Annotated in this window: 26 protein-coding genes; 16 read left to right on the forward strand and 10 right to left on the reverse strand. The window is 44.6% G+C overall.

What is annotated here, in order from left to right; all coding sequences use genetic code 11:
• Window positions 1–156 precede the first annotated feature (156 nt).
• The 7 genes from BV455_RS15970 to BV455_RS16000 all read left to right on the forward strand — a co-directional run bounded on the left by BV455_RS15970 (window position 157) and on the right by BV455_RS16000 (window position 5,452).
• Window positions 157–327, forward strand: coding sequence for a YpmA family protein (locus tag BV455_RS15970; RefSeq protein WP_017435840.1), 171 nt, complete (start codon window positions 157–159; stop codon window positions 325–327).
• A gap of 15 nt (window positions 328–342) precedes the next feature.
• Entirely contained in the window at window positions 343–819 is a 477-nt protein-coding gene (locus tag BV455_RS15975; RefSeq protein WP_017435839.1) for a cell wall elongation regulator TseB-like domain-containing protein, read from the forward strand.
• A gap of 21 nt (window positions 820–840) precedes the next feature.
• Entirely contained in the window at window positions 841–2,031 is a 1,191-nt protein-coding gene (locus tag BV455_RS15980; protein ID WP_017435838.1) for a pyridoxal phosphate-dependent aminotransferase, read from the forward strand.
• A gap of 140 nt (window positions 2,032–2,171) precedes the next feature.
• Window positions 2,172–3,464 carry an asparagine--tRNA ligase gene (gene asnS / locus BV455_RS15985; RefSeq protein ID WP_026078513.1) on the forward strand — a complete coding sequence of 431 codons (1,293 nt, stop codon included), beginning with the start codon at window positions 2,172–2,174 and terminating at the stop codon, window positions 3,462–3,464.
• Window positions 3,465–3,535: 71 nt separating this feature from the next.
• Window positions 3,536–4,243 carry a DnaD domain-containing protein gene (locus BV455_RS15990; RefSeq protein WP_017435836.1) on the forward strand — a complete coding sequence of 236 codons (708 nt, stop codon included), beginning with the start codon at window positions 3,536–3,538 and terminating at the stop codon, window positions 4,241–4,243.
• Window positions 4,244–4,293: 50 nt separating this feature from the next.
• Window positions 4,294–4,965 carry an endonuclease III gene (gene nth / locus BV455_RS15995; RefSeq protein ID WP_017435835.1) on the forward strand — a complete coding sequence of 224 codons (672 nt, stop codon included), beginning with the start codon at window positions 4,294–4,296 and terminating at the stop codon, window positions 4,963–4,965.
• A complete protein-coding gene (locus BV455_RS16000) occupies window positions 4,940–5,452 on the forward strand; it encodes a YpoC family protein (protein WP_155835567.1) in 513 nt (170 codons plus the stop codon). Before nth ends, BV455_RS16000 begins: the two co-directional genes overlap by 26 nt.
• A gap of 25 nt (window positions 5,453–5,477) precedes the next feature.
• On the opposite strand, the gene BV455_RS16005 is transcribed toward BV455_RS16000, so the two are convergent.
• Window positions 5,478–8,270, reverse strand: a complete 2,793-nt coding sequence (locus tag BV455_RS16005) for a PBP1A family penicillin-binding protein (RefSeq protein WP_218687392.1) — start codon at window positions 8,268–8,270, stop codon at window positions 5,478–5,480.
• A gap of 39 nt (window positions 8,271–8,309) precedes the next feature.
• Window positions 8,310–8,915, reverse strand: coding sequence for a Holliday junction resolvase RecU (gene recU, locus BV455_RS16010; protein ID WP_017436709.1), 606 nt, complete (start codon window positions 8,913–8,915; stop codon window positions 8,310–8,312).
• Window positions 8,916–9,193: 278 nt separating this feature from the next.
• On the opposite strand from recU, the gene BV455_RS16015 reads away from it, so the two are divergent.
• Window positions 9,194–9,442: a hypothetical protein gene (locus tag BV455_RS16015; protein ID WP_017436710.1), complete on the forward strand. Its 249-nt coding sequence runs from the start codon at window positions 9,194–9,196 to the stop codon at window positions 9,440–9,442.
• Between the two features lie 56 nt (window positions 9,443–9,498).
• The gene (locus BV455_RS16020; RefSeq protein WP_409978130.1) at window positions 9,499–9,879 is read left to right on the forward strand and encodes a YppE family protein; all 381 of its coding nucleotides are present in this window, start codon (window positions 9,499–9,501) and stop codon (window positions 9,877–9,879) included.
• 41 nt (window positions 9,880–9,920) lie between these two features.
• Here the strand turns inward: BV455_RS16020 and BV455_RS16025 are convergent, their stop codons facing one another.
• Window positions 9,921–10,091, reverse strand: a complete 171-nt coding sequence (locus tag BV455_RS16025) for a hypothetical protein (protein ID WP_017436712.1) — start codon at window positions 10,089–10,091, stop codon at window positions 9,921–9,923.
• 76 nt (window positions 10,092–10,167) lie between these two features.
• Window positions 10,168–10,368 carry a YppF family protein gene (locus BV455_RS16030; RefSeq protein WP_017436713.1) on the reverse strand — a complete coding sequence of 67 codons (201 nt, stop codon included), beginning with the start codon at window positions 10,366–10,368 and terminating at the stop codon, window positions 10,168–10,170.
• 165 nt (window positions 10,369–10,533) lie between these two features.
• Between BV455_RS16030 and BV455_RS16035 the strand changes: the two genes are divergently transcribed.
• On the forward strand, window positions 10,534–10,881 hold the full coding sequence (locus tag BV455_RS16035) for a YppG family protein (RefSeq protein ID WP_017436714.1): 348 nt from the start codon (window positions 10,534–10,536) through the stop codon (window positions 10,879–10,881).
• Between the two features lie 320 nt (window positions 10,882–11,201).
• Here BV455_RS16035 and BV455_RS20460 read toward each other — a convergent pair whose 3' ends face one another.
• The 5 genes from BV455_RS20460 to BV455_RS16050 form a co-directional block, all read right to left on the reverse strand.
• On the reverse strand, window positions 11,202–11,363 hold the full coding sequence (locus BV455_RS20460) for a zinc ribbon domain-containing protein (RefSeq protein ID WP_235605657.1): 162 nt from the start codon (window positions 11,361–11,363) through the stop codon (window positions 11,202–11,204).
• Window positions 11,364–11,492: 129 nt separating this feature from the next.
• Window positions 11,493–11,804, reverse strand: coding sequence for a transposase (locus tag BV455_RS20465; protein ID WP_235605659.1), 312 nt, complete (start codon window positions 11,802–11,804; stop codon window positions 11,493–11,495).
• Window positions 11,801–12,283: a hypothetical protein gene (locus tag BV455_RS20470; protein WP_235605658.1), complete on the reverse strand. Its 483-nt coding sequence runs from the start codon at window positions 12,281–12,283 to the stop codon at window positions 11,801–11,803. The genes BV455_RS20465 and BV455_RS20470 overlap by 4 nt, the downstream gene beginning before the upstream one ends.
• A 124-nt stretch (window positions 12,284–12,407) precedes the next feature.
• The gene (locus tag BV455_RS16045; RefSeq protein ID WP_017436715.1) at window positions 12,408–12,662 is read right to left on the reverse strand and encodes a sigma-G-dependent sporulation-specific acid-soluble spore protein CsgA; all 255 of its coding nucleotides are present in this window, start codon (window positions 12,660–12,662) and stop codon (window positions 12,408–12,410) included.
• The gene (locus BV455_RS16050; protein ID WP_017436716.1) at window positions 12,662–12,847 is read right to left on the reverse strand and encodes a hypothetical protein; all 186 of its coding nucleotides are present in this window, start codon (window positions 12,845–12,847) and stop codon (window positions 12,662–12,664) included. The genes BV455_RS16045 and BV455_RS16050 overlap by 1 nt, the downstream gene beginning before the upstream one ends.
• A 318-nt stretch (window positions 12,848–13,165) precedes the next feature.
• Here BV455_RS16050 and BV455_RS20980 point away from each other — a divergent pair, with 318 nt between their 5' ends.
• The 3 genes from BV455_RS20980 to BV455_RS16060 all read left to right on the forward strand — a co-directional run bounded on the left by BV455_RS20980 (window position 13,166) and on the right by BV455_RS16060 (window position 15,100).
• Window positions 13,166–14,101, forward strand: a complete 936-nt coding sequence (locus tag BV455_RS20980; protein ID WP_409991382.1) for an IS200/IS605 family accessory protein TnpB-related protein — start codon at window positions 13,166–13,168, stop codon at window positions 14,099–14,101.
• Between the two features lie 87 nt (window positions 14,102–14,188).
• On the forward strand, window positions 14,189–14,734 hold the full coding sequence (locus BV455_RS20985) for an IS200/IS605 family accessory protein TnpB-related protein (RefSeq protein WP_409993882.1): 546 nt from the start codon (window positions 14,189–14,191) through the stop codon (window positions 14,732–14,734).
• Between the two features lie 225 nt (window positions 14,735–14,959).
• Window positions 14,960–15,100 carry a hypothetical protein gene (locus tag BV455_RS16060; protein ID WP_190977362.1) on the forward strand — a complete coding sequence of 47 codons (141 nt, stop codon included), beginning with the start codon at window positions 14,960–14,962 and terminating at the stop codon, window positions 15,098–15,100.
• Window positions 15,101–15,141: 41 nt separating this feature from the next.
• On the opposite strand, the gene BV455_RS16065 is transcribed toward BV455_RS16060, so the two are convergent.
• On the reverse strand, window positions 15,142–15,609 hold the full coding sequence (locus BV455_RS16065; protein ID WP_061580430.1) for an Hsp20/alpha crystallin family protein: 468 nt from the start codon (window positions 15,607–15,609) through the stop codon (window positions 15,142–15,144).
• A gap of 115 nt (window positions 15,610–15,724) precedes the next feature.
• Between BV455_RS16065 and BV455_RS16070 the strand changes: the two genes are divergently transcribed.
• From BV455_RS16070 to BV455_RS16080, 3 genes are all read left to right on the forward strand, one after another.
• Window positions 15,725–15,937, forward strand: a complete 213-nt coding sequence (locus BV455_RS16070; protein WP_218688074.1) for a hypothetical protein — start codon at window positions 15,725–15,727, stop codon at window positions 15,935–15,937.
• Window positions 15,938–16,045: 108 nt separating this feature from the next.
• Window positions 16,046–16,720, forward strand: a complete 675-nt coding sequence (locus tag BV455_RS16075) for a response regulator transcription factor (protein WP_017436720.1) — start codon at window positions 16,046–16,048, stop codon at window positions 16,718–16,720.
• Window positions 16,717–18,114, forward strand: coding sequence for a HAMP domain-containing sensor histidine kinase (locus BV455_RS16080; RefSeq protein WP_061580431.1), 1,398 nt, complete (start codon window positions 16,717–16,719; stop codon window positions 18,112–18,114). The genes BV455_RS16075 and BV455_RS16080 overlap by 4 nt, the downstream gene beginning before the upstream one ends.
• The last annotated feature ends 4 nt before the right edge of the window (window positions 18,115–18,118 follow it).

An 18,118-nucleotide genomic window follows, 5' to 3' on the forward strand; every position in this document is an offset into this window, starting at 1 on the left:
GTGTAGGCGGGCAAATTTTTTATGAAATAAACAGGCAAACTTGTTATAATAGTGAAGAAGCACAACATGTATTGTGTTTGTTGTATTTGTATTGTTGCCGTTCACGACGGCCTGTATAAGTAACAAAATTTGTGTCACGCAGGAGGAAACGATGTAATGGAAAGTAAAATCGAAGTGCTCGCGACCGTCAAAATTCAGCATTCCGATGATTTGTACAAAATCGTCGATTGCCTAAACCGGACGTTAAAGCGCAATAATCTTATGTTTGGACTTGCTTTAGATGAAAACGATAAAAGCAAGGCGGTTTTTACGATCTATCGAACGTAGTGAGATGTGATAGCAATGAGAAAATGGACAATTTTGCTTTTTATTTTTTTGTGTCTTGCCATTTGGCAGGCAGTTTCCGTTTATCAGGACGCGCTTTGGCCAAAGCAGTCCATGGAAGCGAAAGCGCTCGAGCGTGCTAAAGAAAAAGTCGCCTTCGCACAGATTGACCGTATTTATACATACCATGGAGAAGAGGCCTATATCGTTTTTGTCGGCAAGACGAAAAAAGGGAAAAAATATGTCGTCTGGGTTCCGGAGAAAAAGGGAAAGATTGTCATCAAACGGGCGGAAAGCGGCATTACAGAAGCAGAAGCGATCGCCGCATTAAAGGCGGAGCGCCATCCGAAAAAAATTATTTCCGCCAGACTCGGCATGGAAAAGGGAGTGCCTCTTTGGGAGTTAACATATATTGATCAATACGACCGCTATTCGTTTTATTATGTAAGTTTTACAGATGGAACATTTCTCAAGAGGTACAGTTTTCAACAATGACACAATTAGGGGGAAGAGACGATGAAACTGGCAAAACGTGTTGCTTCACTCACACCATCGACGACATTGGCCATTACCGCCAAAGCGAAAGAACTAAAGGCGGCTGGCTATGATGTCATTGGCCTTGGCGCGGGCGAGCCGGACTTTAATACGCCGCAGCATATTATCGATGCAGCGGTAAAGGCGATGAATGAAGGACATACGAAATACACGCCATCGGGCGGTCTGCCGGCGTTAAAAACGGAAATCATCAAAAAATTTGCCAAAGATCAGCAGCTTCAGTATGAACCTTCGGAAATTATTGTTTGCGTCGGTGCCAAACATGCGTTATATACGCTGTTCCAAGTAATTTTAGATGAAGGAGACGAGGTTATCATTCCGACGCCGTATTGGGTCAGCTATCCGGAGCAAGTCAAGCTTGCCGGCGGTGTTCCTGTTTATGTCGAGGGCTTGGAGAAAAACGAGTTTAAAATCACGCCGGAACAGCTAAAAGCGGCCATTACGGAGCGGACAAAAGCGGTGATCATCAACTCGCCAAGCAATCCGACGGGAATGATTTATACGGAGGAGGAGCTAAAAGCGCTCGGCGAAGTTTGCTTAGAGCATGACATTTTGATCGTTTCTGATGAAATTTATGAGAAATTGGTGTACGGAAACGCCAAACACGTATCCATTGCGCAATTGTCGCCGGAATTAAAAGCGCAAACGATCATTATCAACGGCTTGTCCAAATCGCATTCGATGACGGGATGGCGGATTGGCTATGCTGCTGGAAATAAAGAAATTATTAAGGCAATGACCGATCTTGCCAGCCACAGCACTTCCAATCCGACATCGATTGCCCAATACGCAGCGATTGCCGCGTACAGCGGTCCGCAAGAGCCGGTTGAAGAAATGCGCCAAGCGTTTGAAGAGCGGCTGAACATTATTTATGAAAAACTCGTGCAAATTCCAGGATTTACTTGCGTGAAACCGCAAGGAGCGTTTTATTTGTTTCCGAATGCGCGCGAGGCGGCGCGAATGGCCGGATATGATACGGTAGACGGATTTGTTGCCGCACTGTTAGAAGAGGCAAACGTAGCGCTTGTTCCAGGATCCGGATTTGGCGCTCCAGACAATGTCCGCTTGTCATATGCCACTTCGCTCGATGTATTGGAAAAAGCAGTCGAACGCATCAAACAATTTATGGAAAACAAACTGCAACGTGCATAAACAAAGCGGCTTTGCTTCCAGCAAGGCCGCTTTCCTAATGGACAAGTGCCTTTTCTATTGCCTCTGTTTTTGTCGAAATGTATAATATTGAATGATTGTACATACATTGTGTTCGAACAGATGTTGGAGGGAAAATGTACGTGAAAACAACGATTGCAGAAGTAAAAAATTACGTTGGACAAGAAGTAACGATCGGTGCCTGGCTGGCCAACAAGCGCTCAAGCGGCAAAATCGCCTTTTTGCAGCTGCGCGATGGGACAGGCTTTATCCAAGGCGTTGTCGAAAAATCAAAGGTAACGGAAGAGGTTTTTAAAATCGCCAAATCGATCACCCAAGAAACATCGCTATACGTAACGGGAACAGTGCGTGTCGACGAACGTTCTCCGTTTGGATATGAGCTTTCGGTGACCAATTTAGAAATTATTCATGAGGCTGTTGATTATCCGATTACTCCAAAAGAGCATGGCATTGAGTTTTTAATGGATCATCGCCATCTTTGGCTGCGTTCGCGCCGCCAGCATGCGATTATGAAAATCCGCAATGAAGTGATTCGCGCTACGTATGAATTTTTTAATGACCGCGGTTTTGTGAAAATCGACCCGCCGATTTTAACCGGCAGCGCGCCGGAAGGAACGACGGAGCTGTTCCATACGAAATATTTTGATGAAGATGCGTATTTGTCGCAAAGCGGCCAGCTGTATATGGAAGCGGCGGCGATGGCGCTCGGCAAAGTATTTTCCTTCGGTCCGACGTTCCGTGCCGAAAAGTCAAAAACGCGCCGCCATTTAATTGAGTTTTGGATGGTTGAACCGGAAATGGCGTTTTATGAATTTGAAGATAATCTCAAACTGCAAGAGGAATATGTATCATATCTTGTTCAATCTGTGTTGAAACATTGCGAGCTGGAGTTAAAACGGCTAGAGCGTGACACGACGAAACTGGAGCTCATCAAGCCGCCGTTCCCGCGCATCACGTATGATGAAGCGATTCAGTTGTTGCATGAAAAAGGATTTAACGACATCCAGTGGGGTGATGATTTTGGTGCGCCTCATGAAACAGCAATTGCCGAAAGTTTCGATAAGCCTGTATTTATTACCCATTATCCGACGAGCTTAAAGCCGTTTTATATGCAGCCGGATCCAAACCGTCCGGAAGTGGTATTATGCGCGGATTTAATTGCCCCGGAAGGATACGGGGAAATTATCGGCGGTTCCGAGCGGATTCACGATTATGAATTGTTAAAGCAGCGTCTCGAAGAGCATCATTTGCCGCTGGATGCGTACAAATGGTATTTAGAGTTGCGGCAATACGGTTCTGTGCCGCATTCCGGATTTGGTCTTGGGCTTGAACGCACGGTCGCTTGGATTTGCGGCGTCGACCACGTTCGCGAAACGATTCCGTTTCCGCGTTTGCTTAACCGCCTTTATCCATAAGAGAAAAACCCCCGAGAAAAAGGGGGTTTTTTTATCCGGTTAATGTTATACTATAGTTGAGGTGCATCCGCATGGATAAAAAGAAAATAGCCGAATGGCTGGCGCAAGGAAGCGTCGCCGTTCCCAAATTATTGTTGAATCATTATAAGTATCTCGGTTTGTCGGAAGGGGAGTTCGTGTTATTATTACATATGCATTCCTTTATCGAAGACGGTGTTTTATTTCCTACTCCGGCCGAGCTGGCCGAAAAAATGACCGCTGCCCCTTCTGAATGCATGGAAATGCTCCGTCAACTGCTGCAAAAAGGATTTATTGCCATTGAGGAGCATACGGATGAAAAGGGAATCCGCAGTGAAAAGTATTCGCTGCAGCCGCTTTGGGAAAAGCTTGTTCAATATTTATACACCGAGTGGGCAAAAGAAGAAAGACAGGATCAGCAAGAGGAAGAGGAAAGCTTATATACCGTGTTTGAACAAGAGTTTGGCCGGCCGCTTTCACCGTTTGAATGTGAAACATTATCAATGTGGATTGACCAAGACGGACATAGCCCGCAGATTATTAAAGCGGCGCTTCGCGAAGCGGTGCTGTCGGGAAAATTGAATTTCCGCTACATCGACCGCATTTTATTTGAGTGGAAAAAGAATGGAATACGTACGATCGAGCAGGCGCAACATTACGGCAAAAAATTCCGTAAACATCAGCAGTCCGCACGATCAACGAAGACAGCACCGAGCGAATATAAACAAACCATTCCTTTTTTTAACTGGCTGGAATCTTAGCGAGAGGCATTGTCTCTCGCTTTTCTTTGCAAATAGAAAGGAGAATGACCGTGCTTACGAAACAGCAAATTCGCTACTGTTTAGATAAAATGGGGGAAATGTTTCCGAACGCGCATTGCGAGCTCGTGCACCGCAATCCGTTTGAATTGTTAATCGCTGTTGTTTTATCCGCGCAATGCACCGATGCCTTGGTCAATAAAGTGACAAAGCGTTTATTTGAGAAGTATAAGACTCCTGAAGACTATGTCGCCGTGCCGCTCGAGGAACTGCAGCAAGATATTCGCTCGATCGGTTTGTACCGCAACAAAGCGAAAAATATTCAAAAATTATGCGCGATGCTAATCGAGAAATATAACGGCGAGGTGCCGAAAGACCGCGATGAACTGATGAAACTGCCGGGAGTAGGCCGCAAAACGGCAAATGTAGTCGTTTCGGTTGCTTTTGGCATCCCGGCTATCGCCGTCGATACGCATGTTGAGCGCGTCAGCAAGCGCCTCGGTTTTTGCCGGTGGAGCGATTCTGTTTTAGAGGTTGAAAAAACGTTAATGAAAAAAATCCCGAAAGAAGAATGGTCTATTACTCATCATCGCATGATTTTCTTCGGCCGTTATCATTGCAAAGCACAGTCGCCGCAATGTCACGTTTGTCCACTTCTTGATTTATGCCGGGAAGGAAAAAAGAGAATGCGAAAGAGGGATGAAAACAGTGCAGGTGCCAAATGAATTTGCCCACCCACTGTTTTTTCGTGGGGGAGAAGTGTTCGAAGTCAAAAATGAACTAGCTTTTCCGCAGATGATGAAAAACGTGCCCTTTTATTATGATATGACGGAGCGTGAGCCGTTTCCGTGGGAGCATATCGAGCAATCGATTCCGGCGGTACAGCAATTATGGAACGAGGAAAAAGCGATATTGGAACACTGCTTTGCCAAACGCGACCGCCGCGCCGCCCGTCAGCCGATGATCCGCGGGCTTTCCTATTTGCTTTCTTGTTTGTTTTGGCTCAACGGCAAGAGAGTAAGCAATGTGCGGCATTGGCAAGAAGAAATCCGCGCCTTGCCGGTTAAGCCGGTAAACTGTCTAGAACGGCTGCAGTTTATTTTTGACCGCTGCGATGTATATCATTCATTTATTCAACTGTGTGAACTGTTTGGAGAGACGGAGAAGTTGGCATATAAGCAAATAGCGATAAACAAAAGGATGGCTCGGTAGGCGAGCCATCCTTTTGTTGTTTACGTTAATTTTCCGCACCAGAGCGCTGCGCATTGGTTCCGAATGCATTTTTGACTTGGTTATTTCCATTGATTGCCCCATTATTGTTTATTGGCGGCGGTGTAGTTGGCGCAGTGCCACCGTTGTTGCCGCTGTTGTTGCTGCCATTGTTGCCGCCGTTGTTGTGGCCGTTGTTGTCGCCATTGTTGTCGCCATTGTTGCCGCCATTGTTGCCGCCATTATTGCCGCCATTATTGCCGCCATTGTTGCCGCCGTTGTTGCCACCATTGTTGCCGCCATTGTTGCCGCCATTGTTGCTGCCATTATTGCCGCCATTATTGACATTGCCGTTGTTATGATTGTTTTGATTTTCGTCGGTGCCGTTATTATTTTGGCCTGGCTGCTGCTGGTTGTTTCCATTTTCATTTGGTTGATCGATAGAAGGAGTTTCGTTTTCTTCTCCCCCTGGAATCCGCACGCTTGTTAGCGCCGGTTTGCTTGTAAGTTCGTCTTCTTTGGCGTAGACAGCAATCGTATACACAGCGCCTGGAGTTGGGTTGCTGATCGCAATCGTTTCATCTTTCGTCGTTACGACATTACCTGCCCCTTTGTCGGTTTTAATGTGTACTTCAAAAATGGTGTTGTCATGTTTATCACTATATTTCCACGAAACGGAAATGGTATTTGTTCCTTGGTCATATGACGCCTGCAAATCCGTCACGGACGGCAGCGTTTCTGGTTCATCTTTCGCCGTTTCGGTCGGCTCCGTACCGCGGACAAAGCATTCATACATAATTTCGCTTTCCGGAGTGTATTTGCTTGCCAATTTTGGCGGATTTGTTCCTTTTTTAATTGGCAGTTTTACCACGCTATCCGGCATTTTAAAATCGCTGCCGCCGTCGTCCACATGGGAAATAACTTGTTTAAACAGCAGTTTCGAAATGCGTTGTTCCCATTTTGATAAATCGGCGGTGCTGCTTCGTTTGCTAAAGCCGGTCCATACAGCGGCCGTATAGTTTGGCGTGTAGCCGACAAACCAGCTGTCCGGCACGGCGCGTTCGGACAGGCCGTATTGTCTTGCGACTTCAGCTGGATAGTTGGTCGTTCCCGTTTTGCCGGCAATATGGAGTCCCGGAACGTTAGCCGCCGTTCCTGTACCATATTGGACGACCGATTTTAGCATATCGGTAATCATGTACGCTGTATAGTCTTTCATCACTTTTTTCGGTTTCGGTTTTAAGTCCATCTCTGTGCCGTCCGGAAAGACAATTTTTGTGACGGCATGCGGTTTAATGTAGACACCGTTATTGCCAAAAGCGCTGTATGCTCCAGCCATTTGCAGCGGAGAAACGCGGTTGGCGATACCGCCGATAGCATACGCTTCTTCGACTTGGTCAAAGCCCATGCCGAGCCGGTTGGCGAATTCTTTGGCGCGTTCTTTTCCAACGGCTTGGAGCGTTTTTAATGCCGGGATGTTGCGCGATGTTGCCAGCGCATAGCGCATTGTAATCGGTCCTAAATATCTTCTGTCGGCGTTGCGGATCGGTTTTCCGTTTGAGTAAGTGTATGGTTCGTCGACAATTTGATGAGCGGTCGACCATTTTAAATATTCAATGGCTGGACCGTAATCTAGAATAGGTTTAATCGACGAGCCAGGCTGGCCGACAGGCTGGATTGCATAGTTGAATCCAAACTTCACGTTTTCCCGGTGGCGTCCGCCGCCGAGCGCGCGAATTTCACCTGTCTTTGTATCTATTAGGGCAATAGCAGATTGCAAATCTTTTTTATCGGTAAATAGCGTATCTGAATTTAATAGATCTTCTACATATTGTTGCGCATCCTGATCTAATGTTGTATAAATTTTTAGTCCGTCTTCAAAGACGTTGACGTTTGCTTGATCGGTGACTTCCTTGATCACCTCATCGATAAATGCGTCGTACGGAATGGAATTTTGATGCTTTTTCCGTTCAACCAGCATCGATTTAATCGGAACCTGTTTTGCTTTTTCTGCCTCTTCTTTTGTGATAAAGCCATGTTGTGCCATAAGCGACAGCACGACATCGCGGCGTTTTTTCGCTGCTTCCGGGTGATCATACGGGTTGTAGTTGTTTGGACTCTGCGGCATCCCGGCGAGCAGCGCCGCTTCCGGCAGCGTCAAATCTTTTAAATTTGTTTTCCCAAAATAATATTCTGCCGCTCTAGCGACACCATAAATGTTGTCGGAATAATAAATTTTGTTTAAATACATTTCTAAAATTTCATGCTTCGAATATTTTTGCTCCAAACGTAGCGCAAGCCATGCTTCTTGTGCTTTCCGTTTTAACGTTTTTTCTGGAGAAAGAAAAGTCATTTTTACAACCTGCTGAGTAATGGTGCTTCCGCCTTCCGAACCAAACCCATCTTTGATGTTGGCGACGACCGCTCCGGCAAGCCGGATCAAGTCGACGCCGTGATGCTCGTAAAAGCGCGCATCTTCTGTGGCCAATACAGCATCCTCTAACACTTTTGGAATGTCTTTATAAGAAATATATGTGCGCTTAGAGCCGTCAAGGCCGAGTTCAGCCACTTTATGGCCATCCATGTCGTAAACAATGGACGAAAGCGGATCTTTAATTTTTGCTTCATCAAGCGGCGGCGCATCTTTAATAAAATAAGCGAATGTAGCAATTCCGCCCGCCATTCCGATCACCATCAACAGCAAAACAGCAATAACTAATTTTTTAAAAAGCGAAAAGCCCTTTTTCTTTTTCGCTTTCTTTTGTTTAGTCTGCTTTGCAGCTTGTTTTCGTTCCACACGAGAACGATATTCACCAGACATAAGCGAATCCTGCCTTTCTTAGAATTTTGCATCGGTTCATCAATGAGAAAAGTAAACTTTTTCTACTACACTAATATAATCAATTCTCGGTTGGTAGCCAAGTGCAATGTAGTGACCGTGCTGTTCGATGTCTCGTTTCGGAATTGATTTTCTTCCGCCCGCCTGCTGTTTTTGCCAGTAAGCAATTAAATGATGTGCATCGAGAAGATACACTTCATTCAGTGTGGTAAACCGCAAAATAACAAAGCAAATTCCGCCATGCCGCATCACTTGCTCCATGTGGTGAATTTGGTGTTCATGAAAATTTTTTAATGGAAATGATGTTTTATTTTTCGTTTCTTTTGCTTCAAAGTCAATATATTTGCCGCGGTAAACGCCGTTGTAGTCGGTGGTGGAAGCTTGTTTAAAATATGCTTCTTTGATCACGGCGGCGCTTCGTTTCGGATAGTCGACACGGACGATTTGTATTGGTGTCGGCTTTTTATGAATGACAGCGATCCCTTGTTCACGGTAATATTCATTCGTCGCGTTCAAATCTTCTTCGAGAGTCATCCCCCGATTTCCGTAATGGGCTTGAAATGGACGGACGGATTGATTGGTTTCGTTTGTCCTGTATATCCTTCCGCCGGGATATTTGAATGCCATCCACCCTCATCTCCTTTGAATGTTTTTTATTATACCACAGGAGAGCGAAAAAAGGGGGGATTCAAGAAATATTGAAATTATCTCACTACATACAAGATTACGCAAATCATTGTTTTTCTTGACCGTATACTGCAATGCGGATATGTCGAATTTGTTCGAAGTTATGATGTTTGCTACTTTCTTTGCCGAAATAATTCTAGTTTTGTCACATAGGCAGGGAGCCAGCGTTCCATCGCGAATTGATTATCATCATGCATGAAGAATGGGGGAGACAAGAAATGAGCAAGCGGTTCGTCAAAAAAGAGGAAGTGGAAAGAGAGCTGCAGGAAATTTTTCAATTGATCCAGCAGGTAGATGAGAAAATGGAAAAAGTGATTGCCGAAGTGCTTGAGGAACGCTACGAACAAAATAAAATACAGCTTGACCAACTGCAGGAACAGCTGACCAATGTCGAGCGCCAGCTGCATCGTGCTGATGCGGAGCGCGAACCGGGACTTCCGCTTTCCTCGAAATTGTACTTTGTGTAATTTGTTTCCTACAGGCGCAAATGGTATGGTATAGTGAAAGTGTGCGCTTGGAGGAGATGGACGTGGAAAGACAATTAAAAGTGTTGACAGAACAGTTGTTGGATTATAATCAAAAAATAGTAGCAATTTCCCGGCAGGCTCATGAGCGGAAACGGGAGCCTGACTTTTTTGCAGAGGTGAAGCCGTTTGCCGATCAAGTAAAACAATTGTTGGATGAATGGAAACAAATAGCCATCTCATGGGTGAAAAAAGCGCAGCCGAAGCATATTCATGAGATTCAAATCGAAACGGTGGGGGAAAATATCGAAAAAATAAGTGTGGAAGCATTTTACCCATCCGTTTCTGAGCGGCGCATCAAGCAGTTTTGCCGGTCGGTTGAATATACGCTGTCGCTCGTATTGGAGCGTTTGGAACAAGAGCTCCGCAATGGGCAATAATGAGTGAAAAAGCTGTCTCCTAAAGAAGACAGCTTTTATTGTCATAAGTCTTTTTCCACTTTTACGGAAACAGGACCGTTGTTTTCCGTGGCAACGGTGTTAATTTCGTATTCGACGCGTTCCGTATGTTTCGGTGGAACATTGTTTCCATGCTTCGGTTTTTCGTGGTCATGGCCTTTTAACTTATGTTGAAAATGCACGCCTCGACCCATGACAAACACCCCCTTGGTATTACTTTGGGGTAAGCAACGGCGAAATATGCAAAAAAGAGGGGAAAAGTGCCCTCTATTATAAGCCTGCATACTCGTTTTTATAGTCCGGTTTATAAGCACCGGCAAGTTCTAGTTCGCGGGAAAGGTCGCGGTATTCGGCGATGGTGATTTCCCCGCGTAAATACATGTGGCGGGCGAAATCAAGCAATTCATTCACATCCGCCGGTTCGTAGTTTTTTACAGCAATAAATTTGTTTTTTAATTCCGCCATGTTCATCCTGCTTTCCCCCTTCACCTTTTTATTAATAGTACCATGAAAAATATAGAAGAACTATAAATTCGGAAAATTAAAACTTCCGACAATTGCTGACATGTCCCTGCTCACGTTTTTCCGCTTTTGTACATATACTGATGACAGCCTAGAAATTGGGAGGGGAAGCATATGTATCGGTATCCGCGTCCGTTTTCTGCACCGTTTTCTGCTCCTATGCCGTATCCACATGTATGGCATCCGTATCATCCATATTCTTATGCTTCAATGCTGCCAACTCATTGGCCTGGCGTGCACCAAGGGCATCCCGCTGCCACTTCGTATCCAACGCCATACCCAAAACCTCGCCCGGTGTTGACAGGGCCGGCGCCTGGTATTCAATCATTAATGGCACAGTTTAAAAATTCAGACGGCACGTACGATATCAATAAAATGATGAACACGATGGGACAAATGATCAACACCGTCAACCAAGTGAACGGAATGCTGAAAGGATTAATTAGCGCCTTTAAAAAATAATCAACTCCTCCGCACCAGCCCAAAGGAGTTTGTTTTATGAACCTCTCCCACCTTCATCCCATGAAGAGGTGGGAGTTTCTTACCATTTCCATCGAAGAAGCTTCTGCGCAGAAGAAGGCGGTTTCCTCCTACTCGATGAATTCATCGGAAGCCTTCTGGATGGGTCAAGTAAAACATCGGCATCACACCGATGGGGCGGTCCAACCCTTCTACTACTTCTTGCTTACGCAATCCGTAGATACGTCAGATTCATTTGTACGTTCCAGTGTTTGAAGGCGCCGTGCAGCGCTTTGTTTAAGATATTTCTCACGCCGTGAACGTCACGATGCTCCTCGTACCCTACCCACACCGGCACACAAACAGGCGGGAAGATGCTTTTTTTCTCTTTTGGCAGACAGGACATGTCTGCTTGTATACGATTCCTCGATTTCATGCAAGCGAATGCCGTGTTGGGCCAGCTTATAATTAAGATACTGCTTCACTTTCCCGAATGACCAATTCGAGAGCTTTTGCGCTTGTTTGCGGCTTGTCCGCTTTTCTTTCTCGTGTTGCGCTGCACCTCTTCAACGTTTTCGATATACACATCGGAGGCGGATTGCTTCAAACACCAGTCACCAGTCGACAAATTGTTTGGTCGTTTTATGGAGCGCATCCCCCAGCTGTCTTTCGGATTTGGATAACACGTATTGTGTCGCCCGCTCATACTTTTTCCATTGACGGGATCCTTTTTGACATTTGGATTGACGCCGCTCCGCCAGTTTTTTATTCCGCAGCCGGTGAAGAGAGCGTATTTTTCTTCCCGTGATGAGGAGGGCTTGTCCGTTTTCGCAAAACACGCCGATGGTGTGTACTTCTCCAAGATCAACTCCGATGGAGGAACCCGGTTTGTACGCTGTTGCTTTTTGTCCATCTTCATACGTCACAGCCAAAAAAGACCTTGATCCCAGCAGCATTCGATTTCTTTGATCGTTCCTTTTGGCAGATGAGACGCATACACGACGATCGGCTTTTTCCGTTTTCCGTGATGAATACCCATCGACAGTCCCATTTTTCCGTTTTCGTAAATCTTGAAACCGTCTTTCGCCCATTTCGTTGGGAAGTACTTCTTTTTCTTGTAGGGATAACGAGCAGGATGTCCTTGTTGGATCGCTTGGTGTGCAGCTTGTCTTGCGAAGAGATATTTGTGGCAGACTGCTTGAATCGTTTGGCTGTGGAGATGGAACTTTCTTTTCGTTTGTTTTTGCAGTTCGTTTTTGGTGATCCAGCATCCATGTTGGAGAAAGTGTTCTTTGGCTAAGCGGAGGCATTCATTCCAAACACGGGCAGATTCGCGATTGCAGGCGTACAATCGATCTAAATCCGCTTTTGATGCCCGGAAGAACACTTTTTGGCCACGAAGCATGAGCATTTCCTTTTTTCTTTGTTTTAATTATAGCACATATGTTCGTTTTTGAGAATCAAAAACTTCCCGATTCATCTCCCTCCTTCACTCTCGTTTAGAGGAAGGAGACTTCTCGGGAAAAACGTTAAATTAGCAGTTCATACACTTCATTTAGCTGATATACCCGTTCAAAATCTCGCTCATCCATCGCATAGCGAATTTCATGAGGCAAAATGCGGTCTAAAAATGCGGTTTCTTCTTGTGACAGGTCACGTACAAATTCCCCTTCGCTTTTATACGGCTTGCTTAGCAGCTTTTTATAAATGCGTCGAGGGGTGTCATCGTGATATTCCAGATAGTTGGATAAAATTTCCCTTAAATACGCCAGCGTCTTCTCCATTATGCTTCCTCCCCTTTAAAAAACGCTTCGAACGTTTTGCTAACGTTTTTCTTCCCTTGCGCATAAGGATTTTCTTCTGTCGCTTGTTTCGGATCCAAATTCGTTTTAATCACTAACATTGGTTCGTCAGACGGCTCATTAATAAGCCGGTCTGTTAATTGCCTAAAATCGGGCAGATTTTTCATGATTCGGCACCTCCTATAAGTAGAGTGGATTAAGCGAAACAAAAGTATGTATAGCGTAAGAAGCGGTTAATAAAGCAGAAAACGGCATAAGCTAACAAGGAACCGGAGGTATAAGCAGTTAGATAAACATCTATAAATATGAAATCATGTAAATATCTCCTGTTATTGGACGTGGAGAGGTGGATGTTCTCCATCTTTTCCATCGTCTTCTGTCTTAGGATAAAAAATCATCTCTCCCTTCCTCATGTAAAAAGGAAATGAAGAAGAATTGGCGAATATATGTTCTGAAGGATTCAAACATAGGGGGAAGGCAAGGGGATGAAAACGGTTCGGGTAATGAAAATCGTTTCTCATGATGAATCACAACTTCGTTCATTAGATGGGTTGATGCGCGTCTTTTGTTCCGCGAAGCGATACGCGTTTCACCGTTTGCTGGAGGGAAGGAACGCAAAAGACATCATCCAGCACCTTCCGCACCAATTTCGGCTTAACAAACGGTTTGCCGAAGATGCGGTTCTGCTTGTTCAATCACTGATTTCTTCCCAGCGTGAGTTACTTCCAACGCGCTTGGAGGATGTGCGGATGAAAATCGAAAAAACCGAAAAGAAAATCGATGAGTATCAGCACGGAAGAAAAACACCGAAAAACGTCGATCTTCCAACATGTCTAGGTGGATTGCACCAACGGTTAGAAAAGCGCAAAGCGAAAGAAGCCGAGCTAACGCATCATCTGGAACAAGGGACCATTCCACGTGTGATTTTTGGCGGAAAACAGAACTTTTACAAGCGCTTGAAAGGAAAAATCACGAACGAAGAATGGAAAGATTTGCGTTCGAATCAGTTGTACGCCAGAGGCGATAAAAGCAAAAAAGGGAATTTGAATATTCGCCTCACCTATGACGACAAGACGTACCAATGTTATGTAGAAATAGCCAATCCACTTGAACAACAAGAAGGGAAACACGCTCCCCGCTTGAGGCTGCCTGTGTCTGTTCCTGAAAAATATGAAGAGGAAATCATGGATCTCGTCATGGGAGAGCAGGTGGGTGTGAATGCAAAAGGAAAGCCGATCATCGAATATCAACCATATACCGTCGAAATCAAACGTAAGAACGGGGAATATTATGTCCATCTCATTTATGAGGAAGAAGTGTATGGCAGGGAACTTGCCTATGATGAACCGATTCAAGCGGAACGAATAGCGGGAATTGACATCAACATTGACCGCATCGCCGTAAGCATCGTTTCGAAATAAGGAAACTTTCTTCAATCAAAGGTGTTTTACTGCCATGAACTCGAATATGTGCGTGCGAATAAACGAAACAACATCGTTGGAGAAACAGTGAGAGACGTGTATGACTGGCTGCTTCAAGAGAATATTGGGGCAGTGGTCATTGAAAACATCCAACTAAGACAGCGGCACGATACAGACAAACGATTCAATCGCTTGACCCACCATTTCAAAAAGAAAAAGCTGACTGACACTATCATTCGTCGGGGGATGCGGCTTGGGTTTCGCATCAAAAAAGTGAATCCGGCGTACACCAGCGTCATCGGACGTTTCAAGTATAGGAAAAAGTATGGGTTATCCGTTCATGAAAGTGCCGCTTTGGTGATTGGCAGACGGGGATTAGGGTATCAGGAACGATTGCCAAAAGAACTCATTCACATCATAAAAACGAAAGTGAAACGCCATTTGGTTGCCGTGTTAGGGTCAATGGAAGAATCCTACAAGCAATCAAAAAGCGGAACGAAACAACGACAATATCTAGGTAGGATGTTAAAAAAGATCGAGAACTTCAAAGAAGAACATGAATGGTCATTATGGAATATTTTGCATAAATTTTGCTGGCTGAACCAGGACCAAATTCAACTGAAGGAGGTGTAGACCTGGTTACTAAAATCGTTGTCGTGTACTGACCGAGGGAAGGAATGGTGCACGACAGGTGCCGTCGCTGACAGCGAGCCACGGGGTGTCTTTCACAGCGGGTGAATGACAAGGGAAATTTCCTTCCTGATGGAACTCAGGTGTTTCCTGAGCGGCAAGCGGTGTTTCCTGGTTCCATCGCGATGAGTTGATTTTTATAGATTTTAGTAACTAGGTGAAATGACGTTGACAAACCGGAATGACAACCGCGAGCGGAAAAATAAATATCCAAACAACCGGGAAGAAATAGCGAAAGAATGGGATATCCAGAAGGATCCAACACCGGAAATCAACAATAAATATGGAAGCAAGTCGCATAAAAATTAATAGAAGAAAGGGATGCCCGTTTGTTTGGGCATCCCTTTCTTTTATTCAATCTCGATATATTTCCGTTTTTGCGGCAGACGAATGACGAGCTTTCCGTTTTGAAAAGACGCTTTCACATCTTTTTCGCTTACCGGGTAAGGAAGTGGAATCATGCGGGAAATATGCTGCTGCGTTTGTCGCTTTTGATACACATGACCTTGATCGTCGAGCGATTCGATCGATTCATGATGATGGACGATCAGCTGCAAATGATCGTCTATAAATTGCAGCTCGATTTGGTTTCGCTTTACATTTGGGAGATGAGCGATAATCGTATATTCCTCTTTTGTTTCGTGGACGTCAATCGGGATATAGACTTGGGAAAACGTTTGTTGAAAGTATTCATCTAGCGTTTCCATCATTTTCTTTAGGGGCCGTTCGTCTAAAAATTGATCGAACATTTTCCATAAATGCCCAAACGGATTCTCATTTCCTTCATGTTTCATCGGCGGCTGAAAATGTTCGCCCATTTCCTACAGCTCTCCTTTCGGTCATTTCTTAGTTTTAAATGTATGTGCCAAAATGGAAAAAGTCACTGTTATTTTTTAGGAATTTTTAATGTATTTTTAACATGGTGGAAATATAATGACACCAGTAAATAAAAGCTATACCGCATACTGCTTTGTTGGCGCTTGCGAGAAAAAGCTGCCAGCAAACGAAAAGGGGGAAGGAGCAATGCATATTTTTCACTGGTTTGTTACCCTGTTTTTCTCGGGAACAGCTGTCTCGCTTCTCTCTTACCAGGCAGTCGAAATTGTCCAAGCGATTATTGACTTTCTAGTCGATCGCCATTCGTGAAGCGAACCAATTGTTTTCCGTTGCTGATCGCATCTGGCGATTGGCTTTTCTTTTGATATGATATAACTAAGAGGGATATGCAACAACCAAACAAGTGAGGGAAAAAAGATGAATAACCGCATTTTAGTTATTGAAGATGAAGCGAATTTAGCGCGATTTATTGAGCTTGATTTATCCCATGAAGGATATGAAGTGCAGGTGAGCCATGACGGCAGAGAAGGACTCGAGCTTGCTTTGTCTGAAGAATGGGATTTAATTTTATTAGATGTCATGCTTCCAAGTTTAAACGGTATGGAAGTGTGCCGGCGCATCCGTGCTGTCAAACAGACTCCGATTATTATGATTACGGCAAGAGACAGCGTCTTTGACCGTGTCATGGGGCTGGATAACGGGGCGGATGACTATATAGTAAAGCCGTTTGCAATCGAGGAGTTGCTTGCTCGCATCCGCGCTTTATTTCGCCGCGTTCATCCGACTGCCCAAGAGCATGTGCTAACGTTTAAAGATATCACCGTCGATTTGAATGCCCGTACGGTGAAAAAAGGCGACCGATTCATTGAATTAACGAAACGCGAGTACGATTTATTAGTAACGTTTTTGCAAAATATAAATATTGTGCTCACCCGTGATACACTGCTTAACAAAGTATGGGGATTTGATACGGAAGTCGAAACAAATGTGGTTGATGTATACGTCCGTTATTTGCGGCATAAGCTCGATGAAAACGATAAAGAGCGGTATATCCAAACGGTGCGGGGCGCTGGATATGTGATGCGGTCATGAAACTTTTTCGGCCTGAAAACGTCTCATTAAAATGGAAGCTTACTTTTCTTTCCGCAGTGGCGATTTTTATTACTTATTTTATTTTCACCTTTTTGCAATATCATATTGTGAAACAGTGGCTGCTGAACGAAGAAGAAAAAGCAATGAAACAAATCATTGAAGAAATTGAAACCTATTACGGCGAAAAACGTAATATATCATGGAAGGATGTTCGCCAAAGCAGGCCGCTATTGGAAAAATTAAATGAAAAATATCAATTGATTCGTGTGCTCGACCGCGAAGGAAACGTCGTTGTCTCGGTTTCCAACGGCGCTTCGGTTTCCTTGTCGCCAAGCGCTGCTCCAAAAGAGCTGCAAATGGACTATCATTTTATCAACAATGAACGGTTTATTATGCTGCGCGAACCTTTGCATATCGGACCAGTACACGGAACGATCGAAATTGCGCGCCGTCTTGTAAAATTTCAGCACATGACCAATACGCTGTTTTTCATTATGACGGCTATCGGCGTTGCCGCCATGATTACGAGCGCTTTTATCGGCCGGCTTGTTGCGCAAAATTTTGTCGGGCGTCTGAAAGCGTTGACGAAAACGATGATGGATATTAAAAACAAAGGAATGGAAAAGCGCATCGATGTTCCGGCTTCCCATGATGAAATGTCGGAATTAATGATGATGTTTAATCAAATGATGGACGAAATTGAACGTTCGTTTGACCAGCAAAAGCAATTTGTCGAAGATGCTTCCCACGAGCTGCGCACGCCGATCGCCATTTTAGAAGGCCATCTTTCGTTATTGCAACGGTGGGGAAAACATAATCCCGACATTTTGGAAGAATCGCTGCAGGCGGCCATAAAGGAAACGGGGCGTTTGAAAAAACTAGTGCTGGAGCTTTTGGATTTATCGCGCGCCGAGGCGATTACCATTCCAAACGAGATAGTGTCGATTGATCCGCAACAAGCGGTTGAACAAGTTGTAAAAAACTTCCGCGTTTTGCATCCAGATTTTCAGTTTACTATCGACAATTCAGCAACACAAACAGCGCACATTCGCATGACGAAATACCATTTTGAGCAATTGCTGTTAATTTTACTTGATAATGCAGTAAAATATTCGCAACAGGCTAAACAGGTGACGATTTTGATAAAGGAAGAAAAACGGTATGTGACGATTGCTGTCAAAGACTATGGCATCGGAATTCCGAAAGAGGAATTGGAAAAAGTATTTTTGCGTTTTTATCGCGTTGATAAAGCGAGAAGCCGCGAAAAGGGCGGTGTCGGTCTTGGCTTGGCTATTGCCAAGGAAATCATCGATAAATATGATGGACAAATTACGATAGATAGCGAAGTAGGCAAAGGGACGACGGTCGAGCTGGCAATTCCGAAAGCAGAATAGAGAA

It is taken from the genome of Parageobacillus caldoxylosilyticus (assembly GCF_019272935.1).
In the GTDB taxonomy this organism is placed as follows: Bacteria; Bacillota; Bacilli; order Bacillales; family Anoxybacillaceae; genus Saccharococcus; species Saccharococcus caldoxylosilyticus.

Bases quoted from the DNA above. Each gene is read 5' to 3' on its own strand.
- BV455_RS15970 (WP_017435840.1), top strand. From the start codon at position 157: ATGGAAAGTAAAATCGAAGTGCTCGCGACCGTCAAAATTCAGCATTCC.
- BV455_RS15975 (WP_017435839.1), top strand. From the start codon at position 343: ATGAGAAAATGGACAATTTTGCTTTTTATTTTTTTGTGTCTTGCCATT.
- BV455_RS15980 (WP_017435838.1), top strand. From the start codon at position 841: ATGAAACTGGCAAAACGTGTTGCTTCACTCACACCATCGACGACATTG.
- BV455_RS15990 (WP_017435836.1), top strand. From the start codon at position 3,536: ATGGATAAAAAGAAAATAGCCGAATGGCTGGCGCAAGGAAGCGTCGCC.
- BV455_RS16000 (WP_155835567.1), top strand. From the start codon at position 4,940: ATGAAAACAGTGCAGGTGCCAAATGAATTTGCCCACCCACTGTTTTTT.
- BV455_RS16005 (WP_218687392.1), bottom strand. From the start codon at position 8,270: ATGTCTGGTGAATATCGTTCTCGTGTGGAACGAAAACAAGCTGCAAAG.
- recU (WP_017436709.1), bottom strand. From the start codon at position 8,915: ATGGCATTCAAATATCCCGGCGGAAGGATATACAGGACAAACGAAACC.
- BV455_RS16015 (WP_017436710.1), top strand. From the start codon at position 9,194: ATGAGCAAGCGGTTCGTCAAAAAAGAGGAAGTGGAAAGAGAGCTGCAG.
- BV455_RS16020 (WP_409978130.1), top strand. From the start codon at position 9,499: ATGGACGTGGAAAGACAATTAAAAGTGTTGACAGAACAGTTGTTGGAT.
- BV455_RS16025 (WP_017436712.1), bottom strand. From the start codon at position 10,091: ATGGGTCGAGGCGTGCATTTTCAACATAAGTTAAAAGGCCATGACCAC.
- BV455_RS16030 (WP_017436713.1), bottom strand. From the start codon at position 10,368: ATGAACATGGCGGAATTAAAAAACAAATTTATTGCTGTAAAAAACTAC.
- BV455_RS16035 (WP_017436714.1), top strand. From the start codon at position 10,534: ATGTATCGGTATCCGCGTCCGTTTTCTGCACCGTTTTCTGCTCCTATG.
- BV455_RS20470 (WP_235605658.1), bottom strand. From the start codon at position 12,283: ATGCTTCGTGGCCAAAAAGTGTTCTTCCGGGCATCAAAAGCGGATTTA.
- BV455_RS16045 (WP_017436715.1), bottom strand. From the start codon at position 12,662: ATGGAGAAGACGCTGGCGTATTTAAGGGAAATTTTATCCAACTATCTG.
- BV455_RS16050 (WP_017436716.1), bottom strand. From the start codon at position 12,847: ATGAAAAATCTGCCCGATTTTAGGCAATTAACAGACCGGCTTATTAAT.
- BV455_RS20980 (WP_409991382.1), top strand. From the start codon at position 13,166: ATGAAAACGGTTCGGGTAATGAAAATCGTTTCTCATGATGAATCACAA.
- BV455_RS16065 (WP_061580430.1), bottom strand. From the start codon at position 15,609: ATGGGCGAACATTTTCAGCCGCCGATGAAACATGAAGGAAATGAGAAT.
- BV455_RS16070 (WP_218688074.1), top strand. From the start codon at position 15,725: ATGACACCAGTAAATAAAAGCTATACCGCATACTGCTTTGTTGGCGCT.
- BV455_RS16075 (WP_017436720.1), top strand. From the start codon at position 16,046: ATGAATAACCGCATTTTAGTTATTGAAGATGAAGCGAATTTAGCGCGA.
- BV455_RS16080 (WP_061580431.1), top strand. From the start codon at position 16,717: ATGAAACTTTTTCGGCCTGAAAACGTCTCATTAAAATGGAAGCTTACT.